Genomic DNA, 24,721 nt, shown 5'->3' with positions numbered 1-24,721 from the left:
CCGCCCGCTGAAGCGATACTCCCACTCTTTCCAAGAAAAAAGCAACTGCAAAACCACCGAAATCGGCAATGGGGTTCTGCCGTTACGTTACATCTTAAGCAACGAGGCCGGTGGTGCGCTCGATGAAGTCGACTATCGATTTTACGTCGTCGAGGTCGAATGCCGGCAGGCTCTTGTCCGTAACGGCGAAATCGGCGGCGATGGCGACAATATTGGGATCACCCGCTGAAAGCGGCGTCCGATCCTTCGCTTCCAGGCGCCGCGTTTCGATCTTGCGGTGCGATTCGCGCTTGTAGCCTTCGACCAGCACGATGTCGCATGGGGCGAGCCGCGAGAGGATGCTCTGCAGCGGCGGCTCATCCTCGCCGCGCAATTCGTGCATCAGCGCCCAGCGGTTGCCGGACACGATCGCGACCTCTGTGGCGCCGGCCTGCCGATGGCGGAAGCTGTCGGCGCCCGGCTTGTCGATGTCGAAATCATGATGGGCGTGTTTGACCGTCGAGACCTTCCAGCCGCGCCGCACAAGCTCGGCGACCAGCTTTTCGGTCAGTGTGGTCTTGCCGGAGTTTTTCCAGCCGGTGATGCCGAAGACGTTCATGATGTCATGCTCTGCAACAGGCGCCCGGCCTGGGCAAGGTCGTCAGGCACATTGATGTTGAAGAAAGGATCGAGCCCAGCGGATTGCACGAGCTGGAATTCCACCTCGACGTGACCACGGCGCTCGATGAAGGTCGAAACGCGCCTGTTGTCCTCATCAACCAGAAAATGTCGCAAGGCGTCGCGACACTCCATCGGCCACAGCGCGAAGGTCGGGTGCAGCCGACCGGCCGAGGAGGCAACGGCGATTGAACCCGGATGTTCGCCGGCCGCCGCCGCAAGGCGCGCGACAAGATCAAGCGGCAGGAAAGGCGTATCGCCGGCAGCAGTGACGACGGCCTTGCAAGGCGTATTGGCAACTGCCCATTCGAGGCCGGTCAGAATTCCGGCAAGTGGCCCGGCAAAGCCTTCGACGGTGTCGGCAAGCACGGGCAGTCCGAAACGGGAAAAGCGTTCGGGATCGCCATTGGCGCTCAGCGCCAGGGTTTCGATCTGCGGGCCAAAGCGCGACAGGATTTGGTCAAGCACGCTGCCGCCGCCAAGCGGCAACAAGCTCTTGTCGCCGCCTCCCATCCGCCTCGACTGACCACCGGCCAGGACGATCCCTGCAATATCTCGCCTCATGCATCGAGCCTGTACGCCAGCCGCCGGAAATCACAAGACCCGGCTAGATTCCATCCGGCGCCATGGCCGGCCCGGTTGTTTCGGCGACGATCCTTCGCCGGCCGACAACCCGCTCGCGATAGAGCGCGTAGAGACCCGAACCGACGACGATTGTCGCGCCGACGATCATCGGCATGTCCGGTATGTCGCCGAAGACGATCAAGCCAAGCAGAATGGACCAGAGCAGCGCGGTGTAGCGAAACGGCGCGATGAAGGAGATCTCGCCCGAGCGCATCGCCATGATGATGAATTGATAACCGATAAGCACCAGCACCGCGGCCAGCGCCAGCAACGCCGTGGTCTTGCCGGTCATCGGCGTCCAGCCACCCATCGGCGACAACAGCATCGCCCCGACGACGGTCATTGCCAGCGCCGTCGCGGTCGAGACCAGCATGGTCGGTATGGTTTGGGGAATGCGCTTGGTGGCGAGGTCGCGCACGGTGCAGCAGGCGACGCTGGCCAGCGCCCAAAGGGAATAGATGCTGAAGCCATCAAAGCCGGGCCGCACGATGACCAGTACGCCGGCAAAACCGGCTGCGATCGCCAGCCAGCGTCGCCAGCCGACCACTTCGCCGAAAAACAGTGCGGCACCCATCGTCACCGCCAGCGGCAGCGCCTGAAGAACGGCCGAGACACTGCCGATCGGCAAATGGGCAAGCGCGACCAGGAATGACACGGTGGCGCCAGCTTCGCCCAGCACGCGGATTGCCACCAGCGGCTGCAGCATCAGGCGCGGCTGCAAAAGCGCGCCGCGTTGCCAGGCCAGCAGGCCGACGAAGAGCGAGGCAAAGGCTCCTCTGATCAGCATGACCTGCGCCATGTTCATCGATTGCGAAGAGTATTTGGTGATGGCGTCGTTGAGCGTGAAGCCAACCATCGCCACCATCATGAACAACGCGCCGCGAAGATTGGGGGAAAGAAGCAAGACATCTACCGGTTGCTTGGGCAAGCAAGCCTGTATCAGCCCGCCACGAAACAGCAATGGCAAAGGGCTGGGCCAGGACCGGGGCATTCGCCGGTGCCGGCATGAAATCACGTCCTCAATTCGGCGCCAATCTGGTCGGGAGGCGGCTTCGCCTCCCGGAAGCTGTGCAGGCGTGGTTATGTCTATTTCTTCGGCGTCAGCACTTCGGTGCCGTTGCCTTCCTTGCCGGCGATGGTCCAAAGGCCATGCAGCGAGCCGTCATCCTCGACCTTGTAGACGACGAGGCCGATGTCCTTGCCCATGACATAGCCGGCGGAGAATGCATCGTCGTTGCGCATGCAGATGCCGTCGGAGGAAGAGCCGCCAGTCTCCCAGTGGATCGCGCAGGTCGTCCCGCTGGTCAGGGTAATGGTGGCTTCGCCATCATATTTCGATCCGTCGAAATTGGTGCCGGCGACGGTGTAGGTTCCACCGATCGACTGAGCTGCCGCGGGCACGGCCGCAAGGCCGAGCAATGCAAGAGAAAGAATGAGTTTGCGCATGATTTTTGCCCCCTATCAGCGAAGAGCCGCTTTCAGGGGAAGGCTAGGCCGGAACGACGTGGCGGTAAATCCGGCGGCGGTTCGCGAACGAGACTTTTTCTGGGGTGTGTTCGGAAATACTCACTGCCCCTCGAGACTGCCGGCAATGGCGCCGACCAGCGGGTCGTATTTCGACTTCAGGGCTGGCGGGTAATCGATCCAGACCGTGCGGATAACGCCATCCCTGCCGAACAGGCGCCGCTCATAAAAGATCTTTCCATCCTTCGTGCCCGACAGCACCGCCCAGTTCTTGCCGGTCTTGCCGTAGGTAACGGTATAGCCAGGTTCCTTGCTTACCTTTTCATTGGCGACAAAGCCTTTCGGCGTGTCGTCATCGACGTTGAGGATGCCGGAGCAGGTCAAGCTGGCGCCATCCGCGCTCAGCCAAACCTGTCCGTCGCCATTTTCCGGCTCGGGCTGACGATCGGTGAATATCTCATCGGGAAAGGTGCAGACGGTGCCGAAGCGCGCGTTCACATAGGTGAAGGGCTTGGCGCTTGCAGTTGTTGTAACTGGCGTCGCCAAGGACAGAACTGTGGTCAGCGACGACAAGCCGATACGATAAAGACGCAGCACGATGCCCCCTTGGCCTTGGTGACCAAAGATACTCTTGCACCAAATCGGAGAAAAAATCAGCCGCCGGTGACGCTCATGTGCCGGGACACCGAGGGACGGCTGGTGCGGCGGTCGATGATGAAATCATGGCCCTTCGGCTTGCGGCCGATGGCCTCGTCGATGGCGTCGGCGACAAGTTCGTTGCCTTCGGATGCACGCAACGGCGCGCGCAGATCGGCTGCGTCTTCCTGGCCAAGGCACATATAGAGCGTGCCGGTGCAGGTCAGCCTGACGCGGTTGCAGCTTTCGCAGAAATTATGCGTCATCGGTGTGATGAAACCGAGCTTTCCGCCGGTCTCGGCGACGTGGACATAGCGGGCAGGGCCACCCGTCTTGAAGGGAATGTCGGTCAGCGTGAACTGGCGCTCCAGCGAGGCGCGCAGCAGCGACAGCGGCAGATATTGGTCGGTGCGATCGGCATCGATCTCGCCCATCGGCATGGTTTCGATGACAGTGAGATCCATGCCGCGGCCATGCGCCCAGCGCATCATGTCGGGCAGTTCAGCGTCGTTGAAATCCTTCAGCGCCACCGCGTTGAGCTTGACCTTCAGCCCGGCCGCCTGAGCGGCATCGATGCCTTGCATGACCTTGTCGAGATGGCCCCAGCGGGTGATCAGGTGGAACTTGTCGGCATCGAGCGTGTCGAGCGAGACGTTGATACGCTTGACGCCGCACTCGGCGAGCTCGGCGGCGAAGCGTGACAGCTGCGAGCCGTTGGTGGTCAGCGTCAGTTCTTCCAGCGCGCCGCTATCGAGGTGGCGCGACAGCTGGCGCACCAGATGCATGATGTTCTTGCGCACCAGCGGCTCGCCGCCGGTAAGGCGCAACCTCTTCACGCCCTTTTCGATGAAGACGGTGCAGAGCCGGTCCAGCTCTTCCAGCGACAGCAGGTCCTTCTTCGGCAGGAAGGCCATGTCTTCGGCCATGCAATAGGTGCAGCGAAAATCGCAGCGGTCGGTGACCGACACCCTGAGATAACTGATCGTGCGACCGAAGGGGTCGATCATGTTCATGTTCGAGCGTTTCCGTGGCCGTTGGCGGCGCCGTTATATACAGCTATGTGATACGATCCAGCCCGGCATTCAAGATACCGCTTCTCGATCTTTGGTAACATCCCGGAGCCGACACGGTATGTCGGTTGTTCTATCAGGACTTTTCCCCTTTCGCGAAGCGGCGTAGGGAAGGGCAATCGACATGGGATCAAACAGCATGACCGCGCCAAAAGAACTCAGGGTCTCCAAGGACCGCAAGCTGCTGTCGGTCACCTTTCCCAATCATCAGCCATTCGAACTGCCTGCGGAGCTTTTGCGCGTCGCCTCGCCATCGGCCGAGGTGCAGGGCCATTCGCCCGACCAGCGGGTGACGGTTCCCGGCAAACGCAACGTGGCCATCCTCAAGATCGAGCCGGTCGGCAACTATGCGGTGCGCATCACCTTCGACGATTTCCACGACACCGGCATCTTCACCTGGAATTACCTGCATACGCTCGGCCACGAGAGGGATGAGCGCTGGAACGCCTATCTGGCGGAGCTTGCGGAAAAAGGCTTGAGCCGCGATCGCTAGATCCCTTCGCTGTCGTCAAAACGTCATCGATGTGGAGTAGCGCCGGCAAAGGTTCGGAGACGAAGAAGATGTCGCTTGTCACCACGGTCGAACAGCTCGAGGCGCTTTACGGCGTTCCAGGCGCAGCCTCGCTGGTCAAGGAACTCGACCATGTCATTCCCGAATACGCCGCCTTCATCGAAGCTTCGCCCTTTGTCGCGCTTGCCACCAGCGGCCCGGAGGGACTGGACTGTTCGCCGCGCGGCGATCTCGCCGGCTTCGTGCGTATCGTTGATCCCAAGACAGTGATGATGCCGGACCGGCGCGGCAACAATCGCGCCGATTCGCTGCGCAACATCATCCGAGATCCGCGTGTCGGGCTGCTGTTCCTGGTGCCGGGCTCGGGCACGACGCTGCGCATCAACGGCCGCGCGCACATCACCACGGACGCCGAACTTTGCGCATCCTTCAAGGTCGACGGCAAGGCGGCGCGCTCGGTGACCGTCATCGACGTCGATTCGGTCTATTTCCAGTGCGCCCGCGCCATTGTGCGGTCGGAGCTTTGGAACCCGGCAAAACATGTCGATCCGAAATCGCTGCCGACGCCCGGAACAATCCTGGAAATCACCAGCCGCAAGAACATCGACGGCGAGGCCTACGACAAGGAATGGCCGCAGCGGGCGAAGAAAACCATGTGGTGAGTGACTGAAAAGGCTGTCAGGCCTCCTTCAGCACCTCATAGATCTTGCGCATCTGTTCGCCGATCATGTCACACTGCTCCGGCGTCGACTGGCTCATCGCTTTCTCGATCAGTGCCATATGCACTTTCAGCGCCTGCATCAGCAACGCCTCGCCAGCCTCGGTCAAGGCGAGCCGCAGGATGCGCTTGTCCTTCTCGTCGCCTTCGCGGCGCAGCAGGCCGCGCGTCTCAAGCTGCGGCAAAAGCATGGTGATGTTGGAGCGGCCGACGAGCAGTTTGCGGGCAAGGTCGTGCTGCGACATGCCGGGATGGCGGTAGAGGTTCATCAGCACGTCGAGCTGCGCCGGCTTCAGGTCCAGCGGCGCGAGTTTCACCGCCAGCGTGCGCTCCAGCACATGGCAGGCGCGCGCCACCGCGACCCAGTTGCGAAAACGCGGGTTGTCCCAGGGTAGCTCTTGTTTATTGTTCATCTTTGAACTATTATGTTCATGCTTGAACGTATGGATGGATTCTCACTATGGCATCAATCGGGCTGAAGGTCATCCGGAGCGTATTTGGTGCGGCCGAACATATTGCGCCACGCATCAGCGGGCGCGCGGCTTTCGAATTGTTCTGCCGCACACCGAGCGCAAAGGCGCTGACCGATGGCGAGCGCCGCGCCATCGGCCGTGCCGCCGAGTTCATGACCGAGGCGCGCCATCATCGGCTGAAGACGGCAACCGGCTGCGTCATGGTGCACGAGTTCCGGCCGGAGCCGGGCAGGGCCGCACTTGGCACCGTGCTTGTCGTTCATGGCTGGCGTTCGCGCACCGAATATATGCGCGCCTTGATCGAGGGCTATCGCGCGGCCGGCTACAGGGTCGTTTCACTGGACCTGCCGGGACATGGCCATTCGCAGGGCCGGCACCTGAACATGGCCAACGCGGTCGACGCGGTACGGGTCGCCGGCGAATGGTTCGGTCCGTTTGTCGCGGCGGTGGGGCATTCGTTCGGTGGCGCCGTCGCTGCCAATGCGATCGCCGGTTCCATCAAGAACATTCCGCCGCTGGCGGCCGGACGTCTCGTGCTGATCTCAGCACCGAGCTCCTTGCCGGCGATCTTCGCCGATTTCAGCCGCATGCTCAATGTCGGGCCGCGCTCACAGGTTGCGATGGCGGACCGTGTCCAGCACCTGTCCGGCCGGCCGCTGCATGAATTCACCGGCGACCGCCAGCTTGCCCAGGCGCCTGTGCCGACGCTGGTCATGCACGCGCCGGACGATCGCGAGGTGCCGGCCGAGCACGCGAAACGCTACGCCGGTGCCGGCGGCCATGTGCGGCTGCACTGGGCCGACGGTCTCGGCCACCGCCGCATCCTTGCGGACAAGGGCGTGGTGGCACGCGCTGTTGCCTTCGTCGCGGACCGCGAGCCGTCCTTGCTACATTGAGCCGCGGTCAGGTTACTTCTTCTTCTCGCCGGGCTCGACAGGCAGTCCGGCCGCCTTCCAGGCGGTGTAGCCGCCAAGGATATGCTTGACGGGCCCAAGCCCCATATCCTGAGCCGTCTTGGTGGCGAGCGCCGAACGCCAGCCGCCGGCGCAGAAGAACACAAAGCTCTTGCCCGAGGCGAAGAACGGCTTGTGATAGGGACTTTCGGGATCGATCCAGAATTCCAGCATGCCGCGTGTGACATGTTTGGCGCCGGGAATCCTGCCGTCGCGTTCGACCTCGCGCGGGTCGCGCAGGTCGACAAAGATGGTGCCTTCGTCCTCGAGCAGTCCCGCGGCTTCCTCAGGCGAAACCACTTCGATCTCGGCGTTGGCTTCGTCCAGCAGTTCGCGATAACCCTTTTTCACTATCATCCCTCCCGGCCTTGCTGGCAGGTCGGAATTTCGAGCACAACAGCCTGCGTTTGTCACGCTCTGTCGGGGCCTGCCAATACCTGCCAGGCAGCCATCGCGCCAGTGACGGTCGCCATCAGCGCGGTGCATGACGCGCCGTCGCGCGCCTGGATGGACATGCCGTGCTGGACCGTGGCGTAGAAGGTCGCCACGGCATCGCAGTCGAAATCGGCAGGCAATTCGCCCTCGGCCACACCGCGCTCCAGGCGCTTGCGCAGGGCCGCAAGATTTTCGGCGCGGCGGCGGCGCAAATCCGTGCAGATGGCACCGCTGCTTGAATCCTCATGCAGTGCGCCCAGCGCAATCAGGCAGCCCTGCGGGCGATCGGTCTGCGAATAGGCCTTGGCTGTCTGGCGCAGGAAGTTCTCGATCGCTTGGCATGCGGTCGGTGCCTCGTCCAAGGCGGCCCAGATCTCGGTTCCTTCGGCTTGCGTGTAGTATTCGGTCGCTTCGAGGAACAGCGCCTCCTTGCTGCCGAAGGCCGCATAGAGGCTGGGCGAATTGATACCCATTGCCGCGGTCAGCTCGGCGATCGACGTACCCTCATAGCCCTTGGCCCAAAACAGCTCCATCGCGCGCCGCAGGACGGCCGTTCGATCGAAGGTGCGGGGACGGCCTCTTTCCGACATGTTCATCTTTTCTGTGTTGATCGATACATAAATGAGTTGACGCGGTCGAGCAAGGCTGCCAGACATTTATGTATCAATCGATACATAAATGGAGAAACTAATGTCTTCCAGCAATTTGAACGGCAAGGCGGCACTCGTCACCGGCGGCAGCCGCGGCATTGGGGCGGCGATTGCGCGAAGGCTCGCGGCCGATGGCGCCAAAGTCGCGCTGACCTATGTGCATGGCGAGGAACAGGCCCGCGCGGTCGTTGCCGAGATCGAGGCCAAGGGCGGCCGCGCCATCGCCATCAAGGCGGACAATCGTGATGCCGTGGCGATAGACAGGGCCGTCGATGAGACCGTTGGCGTCTTCGGCCGGCTCGACATATTGGTCAACAGCGCCGGCATCTGGCGCGTGGCCCCCATCGACACATTGTCGTTAGCCGACTTCGACGAGACCATGTCGGTTAATCTCAGAGCCCCTTTCATCGCCTCGAAAGCGGCGGCGGCGCATATGGGCGAGGGCGGCCGGATCATCTCGATCGGCAGCAATCTCGCCGAACGCGTCACCGACACCAGCCTCGGCGCCTACTCCGCCAGCAAGGCAGCGCTGGTCGGCTTGACCAAGGCGCTCGCACGCGACCTCGGTCCGCGCGGCATCACAGCCAATGTCGTCCATCCCGGTTCGACCGACACCGACATGAACCCGGCGGATGGACCGCATGCCGAGCATCAGCGCCAGAAGATGGCGACGCCGCGATTCGGCAAGGCCGATGACATCGCGGGCATGGTTGCCTGGCTTGCCGGTCCGGAAGGACGTTTCGTCACCGGCGCCGCATTGACCATCGATGGCGGCGCCAACGCCTGAATTTGGGGAGCTCTGCAGGCTGGAGCGAAGCACCCGCGCTCCAGCCGTCACGATCTTGTGAAACCGTTCTGCAACAGGCTTTCCAAAATTTATGAAAGCTTAACGAAATCGGTATGAATCGGTATAGTCGCGCCTTACATCCGCCATGCGGTGAGCGAGACGGTCTAGCGTGCGGAACGGGAACCGGTTGCGACCGGAGCGGGTGATCTATGAAATTCCTCGGTAACAAAGCAACCGCGATGCCGCTTGTGGCGATCGCGGCAACGCTCGCCCTGGGCGCGCCTCAGGCAGGCGCCCAGGGGCTCTTCGACATGCTGTTCGGCGGCGGCATCAGGCATGAGCCGCAGGGCGAATTTCCGCCTCCGCCAAAGCACAAACCCAAAGCCCCGGCCGGCGGCGGTGGCGGTGGCGGCGCAAAGATCAGCAGCCCGTCCTATTACACCTACAAGGCTGACAAACTTGTTCGCGTCGACTTCTCGACGCTGTCCGCCGCGCCGCAGCCGGCGACGGCGCAGGACGCGGCCTTCGTTCCGTCGGCCACCGGGGCTGCTTTCCACGATGCCATTGCCAGCCTCAGTGACTACGAACTCTATGCCGAGCCCGATATCGCCAAGGCGTTGATCGCCTACTACTCGGCCAATCCGGACTTCATCTGGGTGAACGGAACAAGCCCCAACAACCGCGCCCAGGATGCGGTGCGGGTGCTTGGCGAGGCCGCGAGCTACGGGCTGACGCCCGCCGACTACACCGTCGATGTGCCGGCCACGACTTCGGCCTCAACGGATGACGCAGCCAAGCTCAGGGAACTCGTGCGCTTCGAGATGGCGCTGTCGGCACGCGTCTTGCGCTACGCCCATGACGCCCAGAACGGCCGTGTCGAGCCCAACCGGATGACCGGCTACTATGATTTCCCAGCCAAGCCGCTCGACATGGTCGGCGTGCTGAAGACGCTGGCGCATACGCAGGAAGTGCGCACCTATCTCGAATCGCGGCATCCGCAGAATGCGGAATATCAGGCGCTGCGCGTCGAACTGGAGGCCCTGCAGGCCAGTGCGGAAAATGAGATCGTCGTCGATCCAAAGCTGCTGCTTAAGCCCGGCGAGACCAGCCCCGAGCTGCCAAAACTGCTGTCGCTGATCGCGCGCAATCTCGATGACAATATGGGCGGCACCTATGGCGAGCTGCTGTCGCGGCTGGCGACCAGCGAGGTCTATGTCCCCGAGCTGGTACCGCTGATCAAGGCGGTGCAGGTGAAGGAAGGCATGAAGGGCGACGGCGTCATCGGTCCGCGCACTGTCGCCTTGCTGGCCGGCACGTCGAAGGCCGACAGGCTGCTCAAGGTGCAGGTGGCGCTGGAGGAGCTGCGCTGGCTGCCTTCCGATCTCGGCAGCCCGCGTGTCTTCATCAACCAGCCGGCGTTCACCGCGAGCTATATCGACAATGGCGAGGAGAAGCTGAAGACGCGCGTCGTCGTCGGTCGGGTGACCAACCAGACGGCTTTCTTCTACGACCAGATCAAGCAGGTCGACTTCCATCCCTATTGGGGCGTGCCGCAATCGATCATCGTCAATGAGATGCTGCCCAGATTGCGCAGCGATCCCGGCTACCTCGATCGGGCCGGCTACGAGGTGACGGATTCGCGCGGCAAGCGCATTCCGTCGTCAGCGGTCAATTGGGGCGCTTATGGCGCCAACATTCCCTACAGCGTGCGCCAGCAGCCGAGCGAGGCCAATGCGCTGGGCGAGCTGAAGATCCTGTTCCCCAACAAGCATGCGATATACATGCACGACACGCCGCAGAAATCGTTCTTCAAGCAGGATATGCGCGCGCTCAGCCACGGCTGCGTGCGCCTGCAGGATCCGCGCGGCATGGCGGCGGCGGTGCTCGGCACCTCGGTCGACTATGTCGCCGAGAAGCTCAAGCACGGACATTCGACCGAGGATGTGACGCGCAAGATTCCAGTCTATGTCGCCTATTTCACCGCCTGGCCCGACATGTCCGGCAAGGTCGAGTATTTCAACGACGTCTACGACCGCGATTCGCGGCTGAAGCAGGCGCTGGACGCCACCGAGGCCGTGCGCTCGCCGTCGAGCTGATCGTTTAGAATTGCGACAACGGGCGGCGGAAACCCGCCTCCCGCCCAGCGATCAGCCAGTAGATCAATCCGGCGACGAGGCCGGCGGCGGCGATGATGCCGATATCGGCCCATCGCTCCGGGTCTATGTCTTCCGCCGAGCTCGGCCAGATGAGGAAGAAGCCGCCGGCGGCGGCGGCGGCGCCGAAGACCATGTGCATCAGGGCATTGCGCAGCGAGAAGAACTCGGCGATCAGCGCGAAGATCAGCGTCTGCAGCCCGGTCACGACAATCGTCAGGAAGTAGACGAACATGCCGAGCGGCGGCACCACCAGGACGGCGATCGGGCTGACGCCCATGACGTCGAAATAGGCCGGCGCGTTGGGCAGGGAACTGAGCGCGGCGTAGATCGCCGCTACAGCGACCAGGCCGACCAGTACCGCGACCAGATAGCCGGCCAGCATCATCAGGATGCGCTTCATCACATGCTTCGCCGTCGCCATGCCCATCCCCCCATGCGGCGCAGTCAACCGTTGCAATCAGCCATCAAAGACGATCCAGCGCAAGGGCAGGTACCGAGCGGGCGGCTTTGAAAGGCTTCGTGGATTGTGAAGCACGCCGATCAGGCGCCGCCACACAGATGCTCGGAGTCCGGCAAGGCCCACGAGCCTTTCGCAGCCAGATCGATCGAATAATAGACCCGGCCACGGTCGTCGCCCTTCGGACAATCCCTGGGAATCGCGATCAGGCACATCACGACGGGTTCGCCGACCTTGGAGGCGGCAAGGCCCGGTTCGCGATCATAGGAGACGGCACCGCCGCTATTGGTGAAGGTGGCTGCGCTGCCGGCGTCGGGCGTGGCGGTTTCGAGCGGATCGTCGCCAAGCCGCGCGGTCAGCGTCTTGATATGCGTGGACGCGCATTGCCCGACGGCCGAGGGAAGGGGCTGATCGCTGTTGCCGGGATTGCGCGCGGCGGTATCCAGAGCCTTCTTGCCGATCAGGGCTATGTTGTAGTCCTGCACCCATGACGGCGCATTGCCATAGGTCTGCAAGGCGTTGTTCAGCGCGCTGACGATGCAGGCGGTATCGCTCTTGCAGGCGTTCCGGTCGGCGATCAGCCCGCGGGCGATCTTGCGCTTGTCGCCGCCGAAGGCCGGCTCGAACCCCTTGTAGGCCTTGGCGACCAGCAGATCGATGGCCGACAGCTGAGGATCGGCGCAGATCGCCTTCTCCGCCGGCAGGCTCGCCTTGGCGCAGTCGAAGGACGGCCCGTCCGCTCGCGCCGAAGTCGCCGCAAGCATGCCGCCAGCCAGGACGATGGCTAAGACGAGCAAGAAATCGGTTCGAACGGAAAATCGCATGACTACCCCCAAGCCAACAGGCGCTGCCCGCGCCTGGCGTGCATATCACACGCCAAGGATGGACAATTTGCGGCAATCGGATTGGCCGTCCAGGCGCACGGAGAAAATGGGCAGACCCGTCGAAATGGAGAGTCTCTGCTGGCAGCTCTTACTTAGGCTCGGCCGTCACTGGATCGTAGGTGATTTCGACCTTCGCCTTGTCCGACGTGTAATAAGTGACGGTATAGGCGCCATTGTCCCAGTCGACCTCTTTCACATAGCGAAAGCCGTCGCGCTGCTCGACCTTGGCGAGTATCTCCGACAGCTTCTTGGCGTTGGGCGGCGGCAGCGGCTTGTCATCCGCGGCCAGAGCAGGACCGGCGGCGAGAAGAACGGCGATGCTGGTCGCTACGAGAAATCTGGACATGGTTTTCCCTCAAGTTTCGACGCAAGGAAACGAGCTGGCGTGGCGGTTGGTTCCGCGGCTGGAATGCGAGACCATTCAGCCTACAGACTTGGCGCCGCGCTGAGGAAAATGAATCCGTCAAACCATGGTGCGCCGCTTCAATATCCCTAGCCATAAGTGCGGGCGGTTTATTGGAGTCCATTTGCGCACGCATCACATCGTCATGCTTGCAGTTTCAGGGCTTTCCATCCCGGCCGTTCCCATGCCGGTACAGAAAGCCCGGACGCTGGAGCCTGAATAATATACGGTCTATTGCGCAGACGACCGCATCGAGGTGTCGTTCTGGGACCTCGAGCAGATAAAGGTGCGGAACGGCTCCAATATCTGCCAGTTCCAGAGTTATACGAGCTGCAGCAGCGCATTGAACTTCGCCCAAAAGAATTTTGGCGGGGAAGGGGCGAGTTGTAGCTGCTAGCTGTACTGACTTGGATTGCGATTCGGTGCGCGACTGAATTATGTGAGGGGTCCACAGGGGGACCACTTTCTGGACTTGAAGGCCAGCTATCCAGTAACCGTAGGGGCCAAAGCAGCCACAAAGGGCTGCCTTTTTTTGAGGAACTGCCTCAATTCTGCCGCCTCGCAAAATACCGACGGTCGCGACCAGCCGTTTCAAGCGGGATGTGAGCCGCAAGAAGCTGCTCACGCTTCTTTCCCGCGCTGACGATGTTGGTTTCCTTCAAATGCTGTGGGCAACGTATGTGCTACAGTCCGAAAACCCTGCTCCCGCAAGCCGATACATCAAGCACCCCAAGGACGCGGCAACACCTGACCCAGCCTCATCATACGCCGTCCGACACTGGGAGCTGGACACACTTGCGACTCTAGTTTTGACCACCGAAAAGGCAAAACCCAGTCACGGAAAGAACCATTATCTGCGCACTGACGTGTGGGATGCGATGGCGACCGTGGTCACCCTTCTTCACGACCTCGAAGAAGGGGAGTCGGGCATGAAGATTACGCCGGATAACGTGTTGCAGGAGATGAGCCGAATCGCGCAGCGGCAGTTTCATTGGCAGCGGAGCTACTTCCACCCAGAAGGTATACGGCGGGCACTTTACGTATACGGTCACGAGGACGCCAAAGCGTATTTCCAAGAGAAATACGGCGTTTCACTTGATGACTTTACGATGACTTGCATCATGCTGTCCGTGGAATTCCTTTCCAGACCTTGGATCATGGATTCTAAATTTAAGCCGCTCAAAGATAATACAACAATGTTCAGCAAAGTTCTGGGCATCGTCTCACGACCGGTCGTTGGAATACGCAAGGAGGCCGGACAACTGCGAGCTTTGATGACCCAGCTAATTGGCGGCATGTGGCGCCACGCTTATCTGCCCAGCATCTTGCGGCGATATCCCCTTGTGGAGTGTAGAGGCGAGTTTATTGCGCCAATCCCCACACTGCTAATCTATAGGGCCACGGCAGGCCTTTATTATGATTTCATAGCTGATGATGCCAAGTCTCTGCTGAAAACAGCAGACAAGCAATTCGAGACGTACATTCAAGAGTTAGTTCCTGCTTATCTTCCGAATTTGGAGGGCTTGCCCGAGATTTTGATAGGCACCAAGAAGGCCAAGTTCTTGACACCGGATGTGTTGGTAAGGTCGGGTGGCGCAATCACCCTCGTTATCGAGTGCAAGGCCACAAAGAACACCTTCGCGGCGCAGTTTGCTCATGACCAGATTAAGGGCGGAAAGCGCGGAACCGACCAGCTTTGCAAGGGCGTCGTGCAACTGTGGCGATTCTTCTCGGCTGTACGGCGGGGGATTTACGTCGAGAACCCCGTTGCTCCAGAAGCACGTGGGATGGTTGTGACGATGGACAATTGGTTGCTTTTTGATACCTTCGTTCGAGAAAGTATCCTACAGCAGGCTGCTATAGACGCAGCGAAGTACCCCGAAATTCTGGAGCAGGATCGAAAGCCTGTCATCTTTTGTTCCGCGCAAGATCTGGCCGACACTTTACAGGAATCAAATGAAGCGGGCCTCTATGCTGCAATTGATGCAGCCAGCGGGGTCAAATATGCCGGTTGGGACCTGATAGGTATTTTGCGCGACTTAGGTCTCAGCATTGAGCGAAAGCCATTTCCCTTCAATATGGATGATGTGGTGCCTTGGCGAAAGGATTTGCCGAACTAAATCTCGCCCGGCTGCATTACCACCGTGATACAGATGCTCCATGAGCGAATCTCCCCGCAAGGCCTTCGACCTAACCGCAGTTGTCGATAAGCTGGACCGGAGGCACCACAAGGACCTCATTCGAGCGATTAGAGCGTTTCACGCCGTTGAGTCTGTCGAACTGGACCTCATCGACGTGGCCGCGTCCGTCAAACTGCTCAAGGATATAGACAAAGGTATTTCTGATACGACATCTCACACCGGCAGCGCGTTACTTACTCATGCGGTCATCATCTATGCGCGGGCCACCCATTCACAGGCAATTAGCCGGTTCAATGTCGGGGTGACCGGTGCCTACAATGACGCATTGAAGGCCAGACACCTTGAAATCATTGATTTGCGTAACAAGTGCATCGCCCACTTCGGCCCGGGCAAAGACCTTTGGCATGATGAGCACGTGATCTATGTCGAGACTGCCAAAGGGAATAGGCTGACGGTGACGCATCGCCGTACCAACTTCAGCCTGGGCACGATCGAGAATCTCGGAGCTCTGGTTGCGGCCGCAATCCCACATGTCAAAAAGCTGCAACTCGATCGAGCCGCCGAGCTGGCCAGCATATTACGCAAGGCGAACAAACAGGCGTGGAATCTTATTGATAGGCATGAATTCGATTTGGAAGCGTTCTTCAGCACTCCGGAAATGAAAGGGCGGGCTTGGGAAGACGCAGCCTTCACGCAGAACGTCTGGGAGACGAAGCGCAGCCAAACGGACGATAAGGGCTAGAACCAGCGCCGATCTTTCGGCCTTCATCCCACCAACAAAGATCACGCAAAGGAAGTCCATCGAGGCCCCGGCTCCGGCGGTCCTCGCGATGCCCGCTTGTGGCAAGGGGGCGGCCTTGGGTTGAGGTTGATCTCGAGAGGCAGCAGAATGAGCGCCGTCTAGCAACTCACCGAAGCGCAGGGAGGAGAGCGGCGTAGCTAGTCTAAGACGAGAGATTTAGGCGTTCGGCTTTGTCTGGAGTAAATTCTCCCGGTTTCGAATCACTTGATGGAAACACGATCGTGAACGAGCCGAAGAAACATCATTTCATGCCGGTCTTCTACCTCAAGAATTGGGTTGAGGATCGGGACGAAGGTAGACTCGTGCAATTCAGCAGGCCTTATGGCGACTTGGTGAAGCCTAAAAGGATGCATCCGGAAGGAACGGGCTACATCGACAGGCTCTACGCCAAACAGGGCTTGCCTGATGATGTTGCATTCAATTTTGAGACTGCATTCCTATCGCCGGTGGACAGCAAGGCTGCGGACGCGCTGCGAGTGATGCTCCATGACAGCCCGATCGCGGGCTGGAAGCCGGGCATGCGATGGGCATGGGCGCGGTTCATGTTGAGCATGATGTTTCGGATGCCGGAAGACATCCACAAACTCAAAGCGAACGTACGTTCTGACTGGCTTCACGTACCTGGAATTGCCGAAGACTACCTGAAAATTCGCAGAGAAACGGACCCAACGACATTTGCGGAGTATGTCAAGGCTGCTGACGAATCGTTTTTTGAAGAAGCCGCCATGGGTATCGGGCGCGAACTGATGGATCACGCTAAAATTGCGCGCGTGATGGTTCGAATGCGTTGGTCTATCGTAGACTTAGATAGAGCAGATCATGAGTTGCTGACTTCCGATCGGCCGCTCGTAGCTACCAACCAATTGCATCTCCCGACGTCGCAGATCCTAATGCCGGTGGGACCGCGCCGCCTATTTGTTGCCGTCGGCGATCGGGCCGCCAACATGGATTTGCGGCGCCTGTCTCACAACAAACTGGTTTCTATGGTGAACCGAGAGGTAGTGGGGAATGCCAGTACCTTCGTCTTTGGGGCGAATGATAGGCAGCTTGTTTTCGTACAGAACCGCATGGGTAAGGATAAAAAACCTTCTCAATTGGAGCGGTTGGGAAAACTACGAGCCGACCGGACTGACTCTATTTTGCATAGGGGGTAAATCAGCTTTGCATAGGGGGTAAATCAGCTGGAATCCCAGCGGCGCACAGACGGCGAACCATTAACCACCGCATGCCCATACCCAGAGTCATACACACAGGGCGCCAGCAGGAAAATGGTGGGCGATGCAGGGATTGAACCTGCGACCCCACCCGTGTGAAGGGTGTGCTCTCCCGCTGAGCTAATCGCCCGCTCGTTGCCCGAAGGCCAAGCGAGCCGCGATATAAGGGAGGCCGGCCGGTTAAGTCAAGGCGGTGTTAGGCGTTCTTTCAGAGATCGGATTCCGCGCCTTTCGGGGCCGTGCCGACTGTATTCTCGCTGCTGTCCGTTCAGTGTCCCGCGGCGCGGATCAGCCGCTCCGCCAGATCCACGGTCAGGGCATCGAAATGCGAGATCACCGCCGAGGGCTCGAATTCGCGGACATGCCGGTCGGTGTAGCCGAAATCGACGGCCACCACCGGAATGCCGGCGGCCTTGGCGGTGTCGATGTCGGTTTGCGAATCGCCGACCATCAGAGCGCGGTGCGGATCGCCGCCGGCCAGCCGGATGGTTTCGGTCAGGTGGCGTGGATCGGGCTTGCGGAACGCGAACGTGTCCTGGCCGGCGATGGCCGCGAAATGCCTGGTCAGGCCGAGTGCTTCGATCAGCGCCAGCGAATTGGCCTCGTATTTGTTGGTGCAGATGGCCAGGAGATAGCCAGCCTTCTCGAAGCGCGCGATCGCCTCGATGACACCGGGGTAAGGGCGCGATTTGCCGGGGATGTTGTCGGTGTAGTGATCGAGGAACAGTTTGAGCAGCCGGTCATGCTCGGCGACGTCGAGCGAGCGCTGCTGGGCGGCGTGCGCCCGCTCTATCATCACGCGGCCGCCATGGCCGACGAAGCGCCTGAAGCCGGCCTCGTCGACGGCCGTGAGTTCGCTGGCGGCCAGGCTGTGGTTCAGGCTGTCGAGCAGGTCCGGCGCCGTGTCAACCAGCGTTCCGTCCAGGTCGAACACGACGATCGGGCGACTCATGATCCATCCTGCGCAGGTTTATACATCCGGAGGCGATAGCGGCTGCGGCGCGTCAAGGCAAGCAGAGCGGTGGATAGGTGCCCAAAGGCTTTGACCACGGTCAAAGGCTTTGACCACGGGCAAAAGCTTTGACCCGGCCAGCAAAAATGCTAGGAGCCCCGAACACTCGGGTTTCTGGGCAGCAAGCGGCATGGATGCAAGACAGTTGAAGGTCGAGGCCGCGCGGGCCGCCCTTGCCCATGTCAGCGACGGCATGCGGCTCGGCATCGGCACCGGCACCACGGCGGAAGAGTTCGTGCGGCTGCTCGCCGACAAGGTCGCCACCGGCATGACGGTCATCGGCGTGCCGACGTCGGAGCGCACCGCAGCACTTTGCCGCGAGCTTGGCGTGCCGCTGTCGACATTGGAGGAAACCCCCGAGCTCGATCTCACCGTCGACGGCGCCGACGAGGTCGACCCGGAACTGACCTTGATCAAGGGCGGCGGCGGCGCACTGCTGCGCGAGAAGATCGTTGCGGCGGCGTCGCAGCGCATGATCGTCATCGCCGACCGGTCGAAGATGGTCCAGACGCTCGGCCGTTTTCCGCTGCCGATCGAAGTCAACCAGTTCGGCCTGCGCGCCACCGAGATCGCCGTAGCCAAGGCGGCTGCGGAGCTCGGCCTTTCCGGTCCGATTACATTGAGGATGACGGGAGGCCAGGCTTTTGTTACAGACGGCGGCCATTTTATCCTCGATGCATCTTTTGGCCGCATTCCGGATACAAGAGCGCTTTCGAATGCTCTCCACGCCATTCCGGGCGTGGTCGAGCATGGTCTTTTCATCGGGCTGGCGTCAGCGGCCATCATCGCCGGCGGCGACGGTATCCAAACCGTCCATGCCGCCCGAAAACCAGGGAGTTCTACCAACCATGATGTTGCATAACCGGGTTCGCGGCCTTTGCGTCGTTCTGGCGGCTTCGGCCGTTTTCGCCTTGTCGTCGCCGGCGTTCTCGCAGGACGTTACCGAATCGCACCTCAAGGCGGCCCGAGCGGCGGTCGCGGCGATCCATGCGACCGACCCGTTCGACAATATCCTGCCGCAGGCGGCGGCCGCGCTCGAATCGCAGCTCATCCAGAAGAACCCGGACATGCAGGAGCTGATCGGCAAGACGATCAACGAGAAGGCGCTGGCGCTGGCCTCGCGCCGCGCCGATCTCGAGAAGGAAGCAGCCCTTGCCTATGCGAAGGTGTTTTCCGAAAAGGAACTCAACGATATCGCGGCCTTCTACAACTCCGACTCCGGCAAGAAGCTGCTCGACAGCGGCCCGACCGTGACGCGTGATTTGGTCAAGGCAGCCGACATCTGGCAGAACGGCCTTGGCCGTGACCTCGCCCAGCAGGTCGGCGAAACGCTGGCAGCGGCCGCCAAGGCAAAGGCCAAGGCCGCGCCTGCGCCCGCCGATGGTGCCGCTCCGGCCGACAATGCGGCTCCGGCGGATGGCGCCGCGCCCGCAGACGGTTCAGCACCGGCCGACGGTTCGGCTCCCGCCGACGGCACGCAGAACTGATCCTGCGTTTTCAAATGCGGCCTTGCGGCCATCTGTGAAGCCCGGCTTGTCCGGGCTTTTCTTTTGGCCTTTGGCGGCCTACCTGTCTCTCACATTTTCCGACGTTCAAGGAGCCGCCTCATGGCCGGTTATGACTATGATCTTTTCGTCATCGGCGGCGGCTCTGGCGGGGTGAGGGCGGCGCGCATTGCCGCCGCACTCGGCAAGCGCGTCGGCATCGCCGAGGAATACCGTTTTGGCGGCACTTGCGTTATCCGCGGCTGCGTGCCGAAAAAACTCTATGTCTACGCCTCGCAATTTCCGGAGCATTTCGCCGATGCCGCCGGCTATGGCTGGACGGTGCCGGAAGCCAGTTTCAACTGGCAGACACTGGTCGCCAACAAGGACCGCGAGATCAGCCGGCTGGAGGCAATCTACAAGAAGAATGTCGAGGGCGCCGGCGGCGAGACCTTCCATTCGCGGGCGATGATCGTAGACCCGCATGTGGTGCATCTCCTGGACAACGACCGCACCGTCACCGCCGACCAGATCCTGATCGCCACCGGCGGCCGTCCGGCGGCCCACCCAGCGCTTCCCGGTCATGAGCATTGCATCTTTTCCAATGAGGCTTTCGACCTCAAGGAACTGCCGAAGGCGATCATGATCGAAGGCGGCGGCTATATCGCGGTCGAATTCGCCAACATTTTCCACGGTCTCGGCGTCGACACCACGCTGGTCTATCGCGGCAAGGAGATCCTCAGCCGCTTCGACATGGATCTGCGCCGCACGCTGCACGAGACCATGGAAAAGAAGGGGATCAAGATACTCTGCCATGCAGTGAGCGAGCGGGTGCACAAGCGGCCGGACGGCCGGCTCGACGCCCTTCTCACCAGCGGCCAGACGTTGACAGTGGACCAGGTCATGCTGGCCATCGGGCGCATCCCCAACACCGAGAATATGGGCCTGGAAGGCATCGGCCTCGAGATGACCCCGGCCGGCGCGATCAAGGTCGACGAGTACTCCCGCACCAACATCGACAATATCTGGGCGATCGGCGACGTCACCAACCGCGTGCAGCTGACACCGGTGGCGATCCACGAAGCGATGTGCTTTGTCGAGACGGCCTTCAAGGGCAACCCGACCGCGCCCGATCACGACACGATCGCGACCGCGGTCTTCTCACAGCCGGAAATCGGTACCGTCGGCCTGTCGGAAGACGAAGCCGTCAAGCGTTTCGCCGATGTCGAAATCTACCGGGCCAGCTTCCGGCCGATGCGGCATACGCTATCGGGCCGTGACGAGAAGATGCTGATAAAGCTGGTGGTCGACGGCGCTTCCCGCAAAGTGCTTGGCGCCCACATATTGGGGCCGGATGCCGGCGAAATGGCGCAGCTGCTCGGCATTCCGCTGAAGGCCGGCCTGACCAAGGATGATTTCGACCGCACAATGGCCGTGCACCCGACCGCGTCCGAAGAACTCGTCACCATGTACAAGCCGACCTACCGCGTGAAGGACGGCCAGCGCGTCCAGTGACGGGCGCGGCTTGCTGCATGAAGGTCGACGGAACCATCCACGGCAGGCAAGCCTGAAAGGCGGAAGCCGCCGCCGGCCATGGCCAGCGGCGGAGACAGCAATGCGGCTACAGCAACGTGCCGCGCAGGATCACCAGTGCCACCGAGAAATAGATCACCAGCCCGGTGACATCGACCAGCGTGGCGACAAACGGCGCCGATGCGCTGGCGGGGTCGAAACCGACCCGTTTCAGCGCGAAGGGCAGCATCGAGCCCGACAAAGAGCCGAAGGTGACGATGCCGACCAGTGCCGCGCCAACCGTCGCGGCAATCAGCGACCAATGCGGGCCGTAGTCGTAGAAGCCCATATATTGCCAGAGAGCGATGCGGCAGATGCCAACCACGCCAAGCATGGCGCCCAGCACGAGACCGGTGGGTAGCTCGCGCAACGCCACCCGCCACCAGTCACGAAGGCCGATCTCGCGCAGCGCCAGCGCGCGGATGACCAACGAGGTTGCCTGCGAGCCGGAATTGCCGCCGGAACTCATGATCAGCGGGATGAAGAGGGTGAGCACGATCGCCTTCTCTAACTCACCCTCGTAGCTCTGCATGGCGTTGGCGGTCAGCATCTCGCTGATGAACAGCGCGCACAGCCAGCCGCCCCGCTTCTTGATCATGGAGAGGAAGCTCATCTTCATGTAGGGCTCGTCGAGCGCTTCCATGCCGCCGAAGCGATGCACATCCTCCGTCGTTTCCTCGATCATCGTGTCGATGATGTCGTCGATGGTGACGATGCCGAGAATCTTGCCGTGGTCGACGACAGGCAAGGCGAGCAGATCGTATTTGGAGATCGTCTGCGCCAGGGTTTCACGATCGGTCAGCGGGGTGACCGTCACCGGCACACGGTCCGGCGCGACCGACAGGATCGGGTCGTCCGGCTCACCGGTGATGAGTCGGCGCAGGCCGGTCGACCGCACCAGGAGGTGCGTTTGCGGATCGACGATGTAGATCGCGTAGACGGTTTCGCGCGTCCGCTCGACCTTGCGGATGTAGTCCAGCGTGCGCCCGACGGTCCAGTCAGAGGGAACGCTGACGAACTCCGTCGTCATGATCGATGCGGCGCTGCCTTCGGGATAGCCCAGAATGGACAACAGGGTGGCGCGCAGTGGCGGCGCCAGTGCGCCGAGCAGTTCGGAACGTGCCGGCTCATCGAGCTCGCGCAGTATGTCGGCCGCACGGTCGACCGACATGGCGGTGAGCAGCTTGCTTGCCTTGGCACGGGGCAGGGCTTCCGCGAGTTCGGGCGCACCGTCGAGTTCGGGCTGGTCGAAGATCTCGACCAGGCGCTCGAAGGGTACCGCGCAAAGCAGATCAGTCGCGGTTTCGCGCGATTCGTGGTTGAGCGCCTCGACCACGTCGGCGACATGGTCGTTTGCAAGGATGCGGGCGATGGCGACGGCCTCGTCGTCCGCTACGGGGGAAAAATCGTTCATGGTTCACTCCTTGCCGTCCGGCAGGACATGAACCATTCAGGTCACGTCTAGGCGGACGGCGGTTGCGTTCGACTAATACTGTCGCCAGGCATGGCGCGGTGACCTTTCCGCTTGCGGGTTCGCGTTTGACTATCAGCAAGCCGGCGCAACATAGGAGCGCGCCTTGCCGAGTCAATCGCGGTGAGTGAGGAAAACGGCGCCTGATGGCTCCGATCGCGATACTGTGATCGCCGACTGCCGCGGTGCCCGGCAAGTCGCCGTGAAACCAACGTTATTTCTGCTTCAGCCGACGTGAAAAACGCAGCCATTTGTCCTCGACCGGACGTGGCTGGGTCAGAATCGTGGTGAGTTCGACCGGCAGGGTCGGAACCAGCGGCTTCTTGGTGGCGACGCCGTCGGCGATCAACACGATCGAATGATAGAACTCGGTGCCGGCAGCCGATCGTGGCGCCACCGCTTCGTGCATGACGCTGATCACCGTGACATCGGGGCAGTTGTCCTTGATCGCCTGATGGAAGGCAATCTTGCCTTCCGGGTCAAGGGCGCCGGTCGCCTCGTCGAGGAACAGCAGCCCCGGCTGCTGCAGGATGATGCGGGCCACCACCAGCTTCTGCTTCTGGCCGCCCGACAGGACCTGATCCCAGCTTTTGCCTTCACGGCTTTCATTGGCCATATGCTCGATGAAGTCGCCAAGGCCGGCCTTGTGCAGCGCGGACGCGACCTGCGCATCGCCGTGGTCGTGCTCGGAGCCCGGCAGGCAGACCAGCTGTTTCAGCGACACCTGCTGGAGCTTGATCTCCTGGGCGGCATAAAAACTCTTCACCCCATCGGGGAAGACGATGGTGCCGCGGCCGTAGGGCCAGAGGCCGTTGATCGCCTTGACCAGCGATGTCTTGCCGCAACCGGATTCGCCCTTCAGGAATGTCCACTCGCCGCGCCGGAAGCGCAAATTGGCGGCGCTGAGGAACGGTGTCGCGTCCTCGCCCTGATGCGCCAGTTCGAGCTTCTGGATGGTCAGACCGAACACCGGGTTCTGGCTGGCATAGTGGAAGTCGGACTGGCCGGTCTGGCTGTAGAACGCCTGCGGATGCTGGACGCTCTCGATCGCGTTTGCCAGTTCCGTGACACGCTGGCTGTTGGCGCGCAGCGTGGCGATGGCGGGCATGACATGGATGAACCACGAGCACTGGCTGATCAGCTGGGCGACCATTTCGGAGCCGGTGATGTAGCCCTTGTAGTCCAAGCGATTGTGTATGAACGACACCAGACCGGGACCATAGGCGACGATCCGAGCGCCGAGGAAGTTGTAGATCAGCTCGAACGACGTGTAGCTATTGTTGACGACATTGAGCTTGCCCCAGGTCTTGTCGATATCGACGTAGAGCTTGTCGTGCATCGACTTTTGCACATCTTCGCCATGCGAGGCGGCGACATGGAAGCTGCGGCGCAGGAACGTCGTCAGTTCACTGCGGTAGCTGCCCTCGGCCTGCTGCATGCGGATATTGAGCCGCTCGAGCAAACGGCCAAGCTTGACCGCAATCCACGTGTTCAGCGGCACGTAAATGGCGACGGCGAGGAAGGCCAGCACTGCGCTGCCATAACTGCCGAGGAACTCCAGTCCTTTGACCTCAACCGAGGATCCGATCAGATTTTCGCCGATAAAATAGAGCGAGGTAGCGACACCCAGAACGCCCATGGCGAGACCGATCGCCCCGCCCGTCATGTCCTTGATCGATTCCTGGATGCGCTGGTCGATGTTGTCGGGTGCGACGATATCGCCGGCCGCCGAACCATGCTGAGCATGGAAGTGGGTATGATTGCCGTCGAGCAGAGCCTCGTTGAACTGGCTATTCAGCCAGCCACGCCACTTTCGGTGCAGGGTTGCCGAGACAAGACCACGCACGCCGGTGAAGCCGGCATCCTTGAGCACGACCAGCAGAACCAATATGCCGGCATTGGTCAGAATTGCCTGCAGTGGGCTGGTATTGGCTGCATCGTGGAAGAATGCAATCGAATTGCCCAACTCGCCCAATGCCAGGGCAAACCAGACGCCGGCCTTGCTGGAAAGCGCCGTCAGCAGAGCGATGACGATGGTGAGCGTCCAGGCTTCCTTCCAGCGCTCGGAGAACCAGTAGGCCTTCATCAGCCCCCAGAAACTGCGCATCGAGGATACCGGCGTCAAATGCGACCGCCCTGCGGCGCCG

At 61.2% G+C, this 24,721-nt stretch carries 26 protein-coding genes and 1 tRNA gene; 11 read left to right on the top strand and 16 right to left on the bottom strand.

Annotation, left to right across the window (positions count from 1 at the left end; all coding sequences use genetic code 11):
- Positions 1-94 precede the first annotated feature (94 nt).
- The 6 genes from mobB to moaA all read right to left on the bottom strand — a co-directional run bounded on the left by mobB (position 95) and on the right by moaA (position 4,394).
- Positions 95-598: a molybdopterin-guanine dinucleotide biosynthesis protein B gene (gene mobB, locus ACLGL5_RS23750; RefSeq protein WP_019858119.1), complete on the bottom strand. Its 504-nt coding sequence runs from the start codon at positions 596-598 to the stop codon at positions 95-97.
- Complete coding sequence (gene mobA, locus ACLGL5_RS23745) at positions 595-1,221, bottom strand: molybdenum cofactor guanylyltransferase MobA (protein ID WP_038646790.1); 627 nt, start codon at positions 1,219-1,221, stop codon at positions 595-597. Before mobA ends, mobB begins: the two co-directional genes overlap by 4 nt.
- A gap of 43 nt (positions 1,222-1,264) precedes the next feature.
- On the bottom strand, positions 1,265-2,185 hold the full coding sequence (locus ACLGL5_RS23740) for a DMT family transporter (RefSeq protein WP_069093417.1): 921 nt from the start codon (positions 2,183-2,185) through the stop codon (positions 1,265-1,267).
- Positions 2,186-2,367: 182 nt separating this feature from the next.
- Complete coding sequence (locus ACLGL5_RS23735; RefSeq protein WP_038646786.1) at positions 2,368-2,727, bottom strand: hypothetical protein; 360 nt, start codon at positions 2,725-2,727, stop codon at positions 2,368-2,370.
- A gap of 120 nt (positions 2,728-2,847) precedes the next feature.
- The gene (locus tag ACLGL5_RS23730; protein WP_064985461.1) at positions 2,848-3,342 is read right to left on the bottom strand and encodes a hypothetical protein; all 495 of its coding nucleotides are present in this window, start codon (positions 3,340-3,342) and stop codon (positions 2,848-2,850) included.
- Between the two features lie 56 nt (positions 3,343-3,398).
- Positions 3,399-4,394, bottom strand: coding sequence for a GTP 3',8-cyclase MoaA (moaA, locus tag ACLGL5_RS23725; RefSeq protein ID WP_069092161.1), 996 nt, complete (start codon positions 4,392-4,394; stop codon positions 3,399-3,401).
- 196 nt (positions 4,395-4,590) lie between these two features.
- Here moaA and ACLGL5_RS23720 point away from each other — a divergent pair, with 196 nt between their 5' ends.
- Positions 4,591-4,944: a gamma-butyrobetaine hydroxylase family protein gene (locus tag ACLGL5_RS23720; RefSeq protein ID WP_069093416.1), complete on the top strand. Its 354-nt coding sequence runs from the start codon at positions 4,591-4,593 to the stop codon at positions 4,942-4,944.
- Positions 4,945-5,012: 68 nt separating this feature from the next.
- Positions 5,013-5,624 (top strand): pyridoxamine 5'-phosphate oxidase family protein, encoded by a 612-nt coding sequence (locus tag ACLGL5_RS23715; protein WP_069093415.1) that lies wholly within the window; start codon positions 5,013-5,015, stop codon positions 5,622-5,624.
- A gap of 16 nt (positions 5,625-5,640) precedes the next feature.
- Here ACLGL5_RS23715 and ACLGL5_RS23710 read toward each other — a convergent pair whose 3' ends face one another.
- Positions 5,641-6,093, bottom strand: coding sequence for a MarR family winged helix-turn-helix transcriptional regulator (locus tag ACLGL5_RS23710; RefSeq protein ID WP_019858112.1), 453 nt, complete (start codon positions 6,091-6,093; stop codon positions 5,641-5,643).
- 47 nt (positions 6,094-6,140) lie between these two features.
- On the opposite strand from ACLGL5_RS23710, the gene ACLGL5_RS23705 reads away from it, so the two are divergent.
- Positions 6,141-7,049: an alpha/beta hydrolase gene (locus ACLGL5_RS23705; RefSeq protein WP_069092160.1), complete on the top strand. Its 909-nt coding sequence runs from the start codon at positions 6,141-6,143 to the stop codon at positions 7,047-7,049.
- A 12-nt stretch (positions 7,050-7,061) separates the two neighbouring features.
- Here the strand turns inward: ACLGL5_RS23705 and ACLGL5_RS23700 are convergent, their stop codons facing one another.
- Together ACLGL5_RS23700 and ACLGL5_RS23695 are read right to left on the bottom strand one after the other, a co-directional pair.
- Entirely contained in the window at positions 7,062-7,457 is a 396-nt protein-coding gene (locus tag ACLGL5_RS23700; protein WP_038652669.1) for a rhodanese-like domain-containing protein, read from the bottom strand.
- Between the two features lie 59 nt (positions 7,458-7,516).
- Positions 7,517-8,131 carry a TetR/AcrR family transcriptional regulator gene (locus tag ACLGL5_RS23695; RefSeq protein WP_069093414.1) on the bottom strand — a complete coding sequence of 205 codons (615 nt, stop codon included), beginning with the start codon at positions 8,129-8,131 and terminating at the stop codon, positions 7,517-7,519.
- Between the two features lie 100 nt (positions 8,132-8,231).
- On the opposite strand from ACLGL5_RS23695, the gene ACLGL5_RS23690 reads away from it, so the two are divergent.
- Together ACLGL5_RS23690 and ACLGL5_RS23685 are read left to right on the top strand one after the other, a co-directional pair.
- On the top strand, positions 8,232-8,978 hold the full coding sequence (locus ACLGL5_RS23690) for a 3-oxoacyl-ACP reductase family protein (RefSeq protein ID WP_069092159.1): 747 nt from the start codon (positions 8,232-8,234) through the stop codon (positions 8,976-8,978).
- Between the two features lie 209 nt (positions 8,979-9,187).
- A complete protein-coding gene (locus ACLGL5_RS23685) occupies positions 9,188-11,074 on the top strand; it encodes a L,D-transpeptidase family protein (protein ID WP_038646778.1) in 1,887 nt (628 codons plus the stop codon).
- Positions 11,075-11,078: 4 nt separating this feature from the next.
- Here the strand turns inward: ACLGL5_RS23685 and ACLGL5_RS23680 are convergent, their stop codons facing one another.
- The 3 genes from ACLGL5_RS23680 to ACLGL5_RS23670 all read right to left on the bottom strand — a co-directional run bounded on the left by ACLGL5_RS23680 (position 11,079) and on the right by ACLGL5_RS23670 (position 12,821).
- Positions 11,079-11,561, bottom strand: a complete 483-nt coding sequence (locus ACLGL5_RS23680; RefSeq protein ID WP_038646776.1) for a hypothetical protein — start codon at positions 11,559-11,561, stop codon at positions 11,079-11,081.
- A gap of 113 nt (positions 11,562-11,674) precedes the next feature.
- Complete coding sequence (locus tag ACLGL5_RS23675; RefSeq protein ID WP_245307146.1) at positions 11,675-12,415, bottom strand: lysozyme inhibitor LprI family protein; 741 nt, start codon at positions 12,413-12,415, stop codon at positions 11,675-11,677.
- Between the two features lie 148 nt (positions 12,416-12,563).
- Positions 12,564-12,821, bottom strand: a complete 258-nt coding sequence (locus ACLGL5_RS23670) for a PepSY domain-containing protein (protein WP_019858102.1) — start codon at positions 12,819-12,821, stop codon at positions 12,564-12,566.
- A gap of 659 nt (positions 12,822-13,480) precedes the next feature.
- On the opposite strand from ACLGL5_RS23670, the gene ACLGL5_RS23665 reads away from it, so the two are divergent.
- From ACLGL5_RS23665 to ACLGL5_RS23655, 3 genes are all read left to right on the top strand, one after another.
- Positions 13,481-14,998, top strand: a complete 1,518-nt coding sequence (locus tag ACLGL5_RS23665) for a hypothetical protein (RefSeq protein WP_494372773.1) — start codon at positions 13,481-13,483, stop codon at positions 14,996-14,998.
- Positions 14,999-15,038: 40 nt separating this feature from the next.
- Positions 15,039-15,761, top strand: a complete 723-nt coding sequence (locus ACLGL5_RS23660) for a hypothetical protein (RefSeq protein ID WP_069092157.1) — start codon at positions 15,039-15,041, stop codon at positions 15,759-15,761.
- A gap of 281 nt (positions 15,762-16,042) precedes the next feature.
- On the top strand, positions 16,043-16,975 hold the full coding sequence (locus ACLGL5_RS23655) for a DUF4238 domain-containing protein (protein ID WP_494372772.1): 933 nt from the start codon (positions 16,043-16,045) through the stop codon (positions 16,973-16,975).
- Positions 16,976-17,090: 115 nt separating this feature from the next.
- Here the strand turns inward: ACLGL5_RS23655 and ACLGL5_RS23650 are convergent.
- Positions 17,091-17,165 (bottom strand) — tRNA-Val (locus ACLGL5_RS23650).
- Positions 17,166-17,303: 138 nt separating this feature from the next.
- Positions 17,304-17,987: a phosphoglycolate phosphatase gene (locus ACLGL5_RS23645; protein WP_069092155.1), complete on the bottom strand. Its 684-nt coding sequence runs from the start codon at positions 17,985-17,987 to the stop codon at positions 17,304-17,306.
- 190 nt (positions 17,988-18,177) lie between these two features.
- On the opposite strand from ACLGL5_RS23645, the gene rpiA reads away from it, so the two are divergent.
- The 3 genes from rpiA (at position 18,178) to gor (ending at position 21,046) form a co-directional block, all read left to right on the top strand.
- Positions 18,178-18,909 carry a ribose-5-phosphate isomerase RpiA gene (gene rpiA / locus ACLGL5_RS23640; RefSeq protein WP_019858100.1) on the top strand — a complete coding sequence of 244 codons (732 nt, stop codon included), beginning with the start codon at positions 18,178-18,180 and terminating at the stop codon, positions 18,907-18,909.
- Positions 18,896-19,534, top strand: a complete 639-nt coding sequence (locus tag ACLGL5_RS23635; protein ID WP_038646770.1) for a DUF2059 domain-containing protein — start codon at positions 18,896-18,898, stop codon at positions 19,532-19,534. The genes rpiA and ACLGL5_RS23635 overlap by 14 nt, the downstream gene beginning before the upstream one ends.
- Before the next feature lie 120 nt (positions 19,535-19,654).
- Positions 19,655-21,046: a glutathione-disulfide reductase gene (gene gor / locus ACLGL5_RS23630; RefSeq protein WP_019858098.1), complete on the top strand. Its 1,392-nt coding sequence runs from the start codon at positions 19,655-19,657 to the stop codon at positions 21,044-21,046.
- A gap of 106 nt (positions 21,047-21,152) precedes the next feature.
- On the opposite strand, the gene mgtE is transcribed toward gor, so the two are convergent.
- Entirely contained in the window at positions 21,153-22,517 is a 1,365-nt protein-coding gene (gene mgtE, locus ACLGL5_RS23625; protein ID WP_069092154.1) for a magnesium transporter, read from the bottom strand.
- Positions 22,518-22,788: 271 nt separating this feature from the next.
- Positions 22,789-24,681 carry an ABC transporter ATP-binding protein/permease gene (locus ACLGL5_RS23620; protein WP_038646766.1) on the bottom strand — a complete coding sequence of 631 codons (1,893 nt, stop codon included), beginning with the start codon at positions 24,679-24,681 and terminating at the stop codon, positions 22,789-22,791.
- Between the last annotated feature and the right edge of the window lie 40 nt (positions 24,682-24,721).

Source organism: Mesorhizobium sp. U510, from assembly GCF_059180695.1.
The sequence above is the reverse complement of the archived record's forward strand: the minus strand, read 5'-3'. Positions and strand labels throughout refer to the sequence as shown.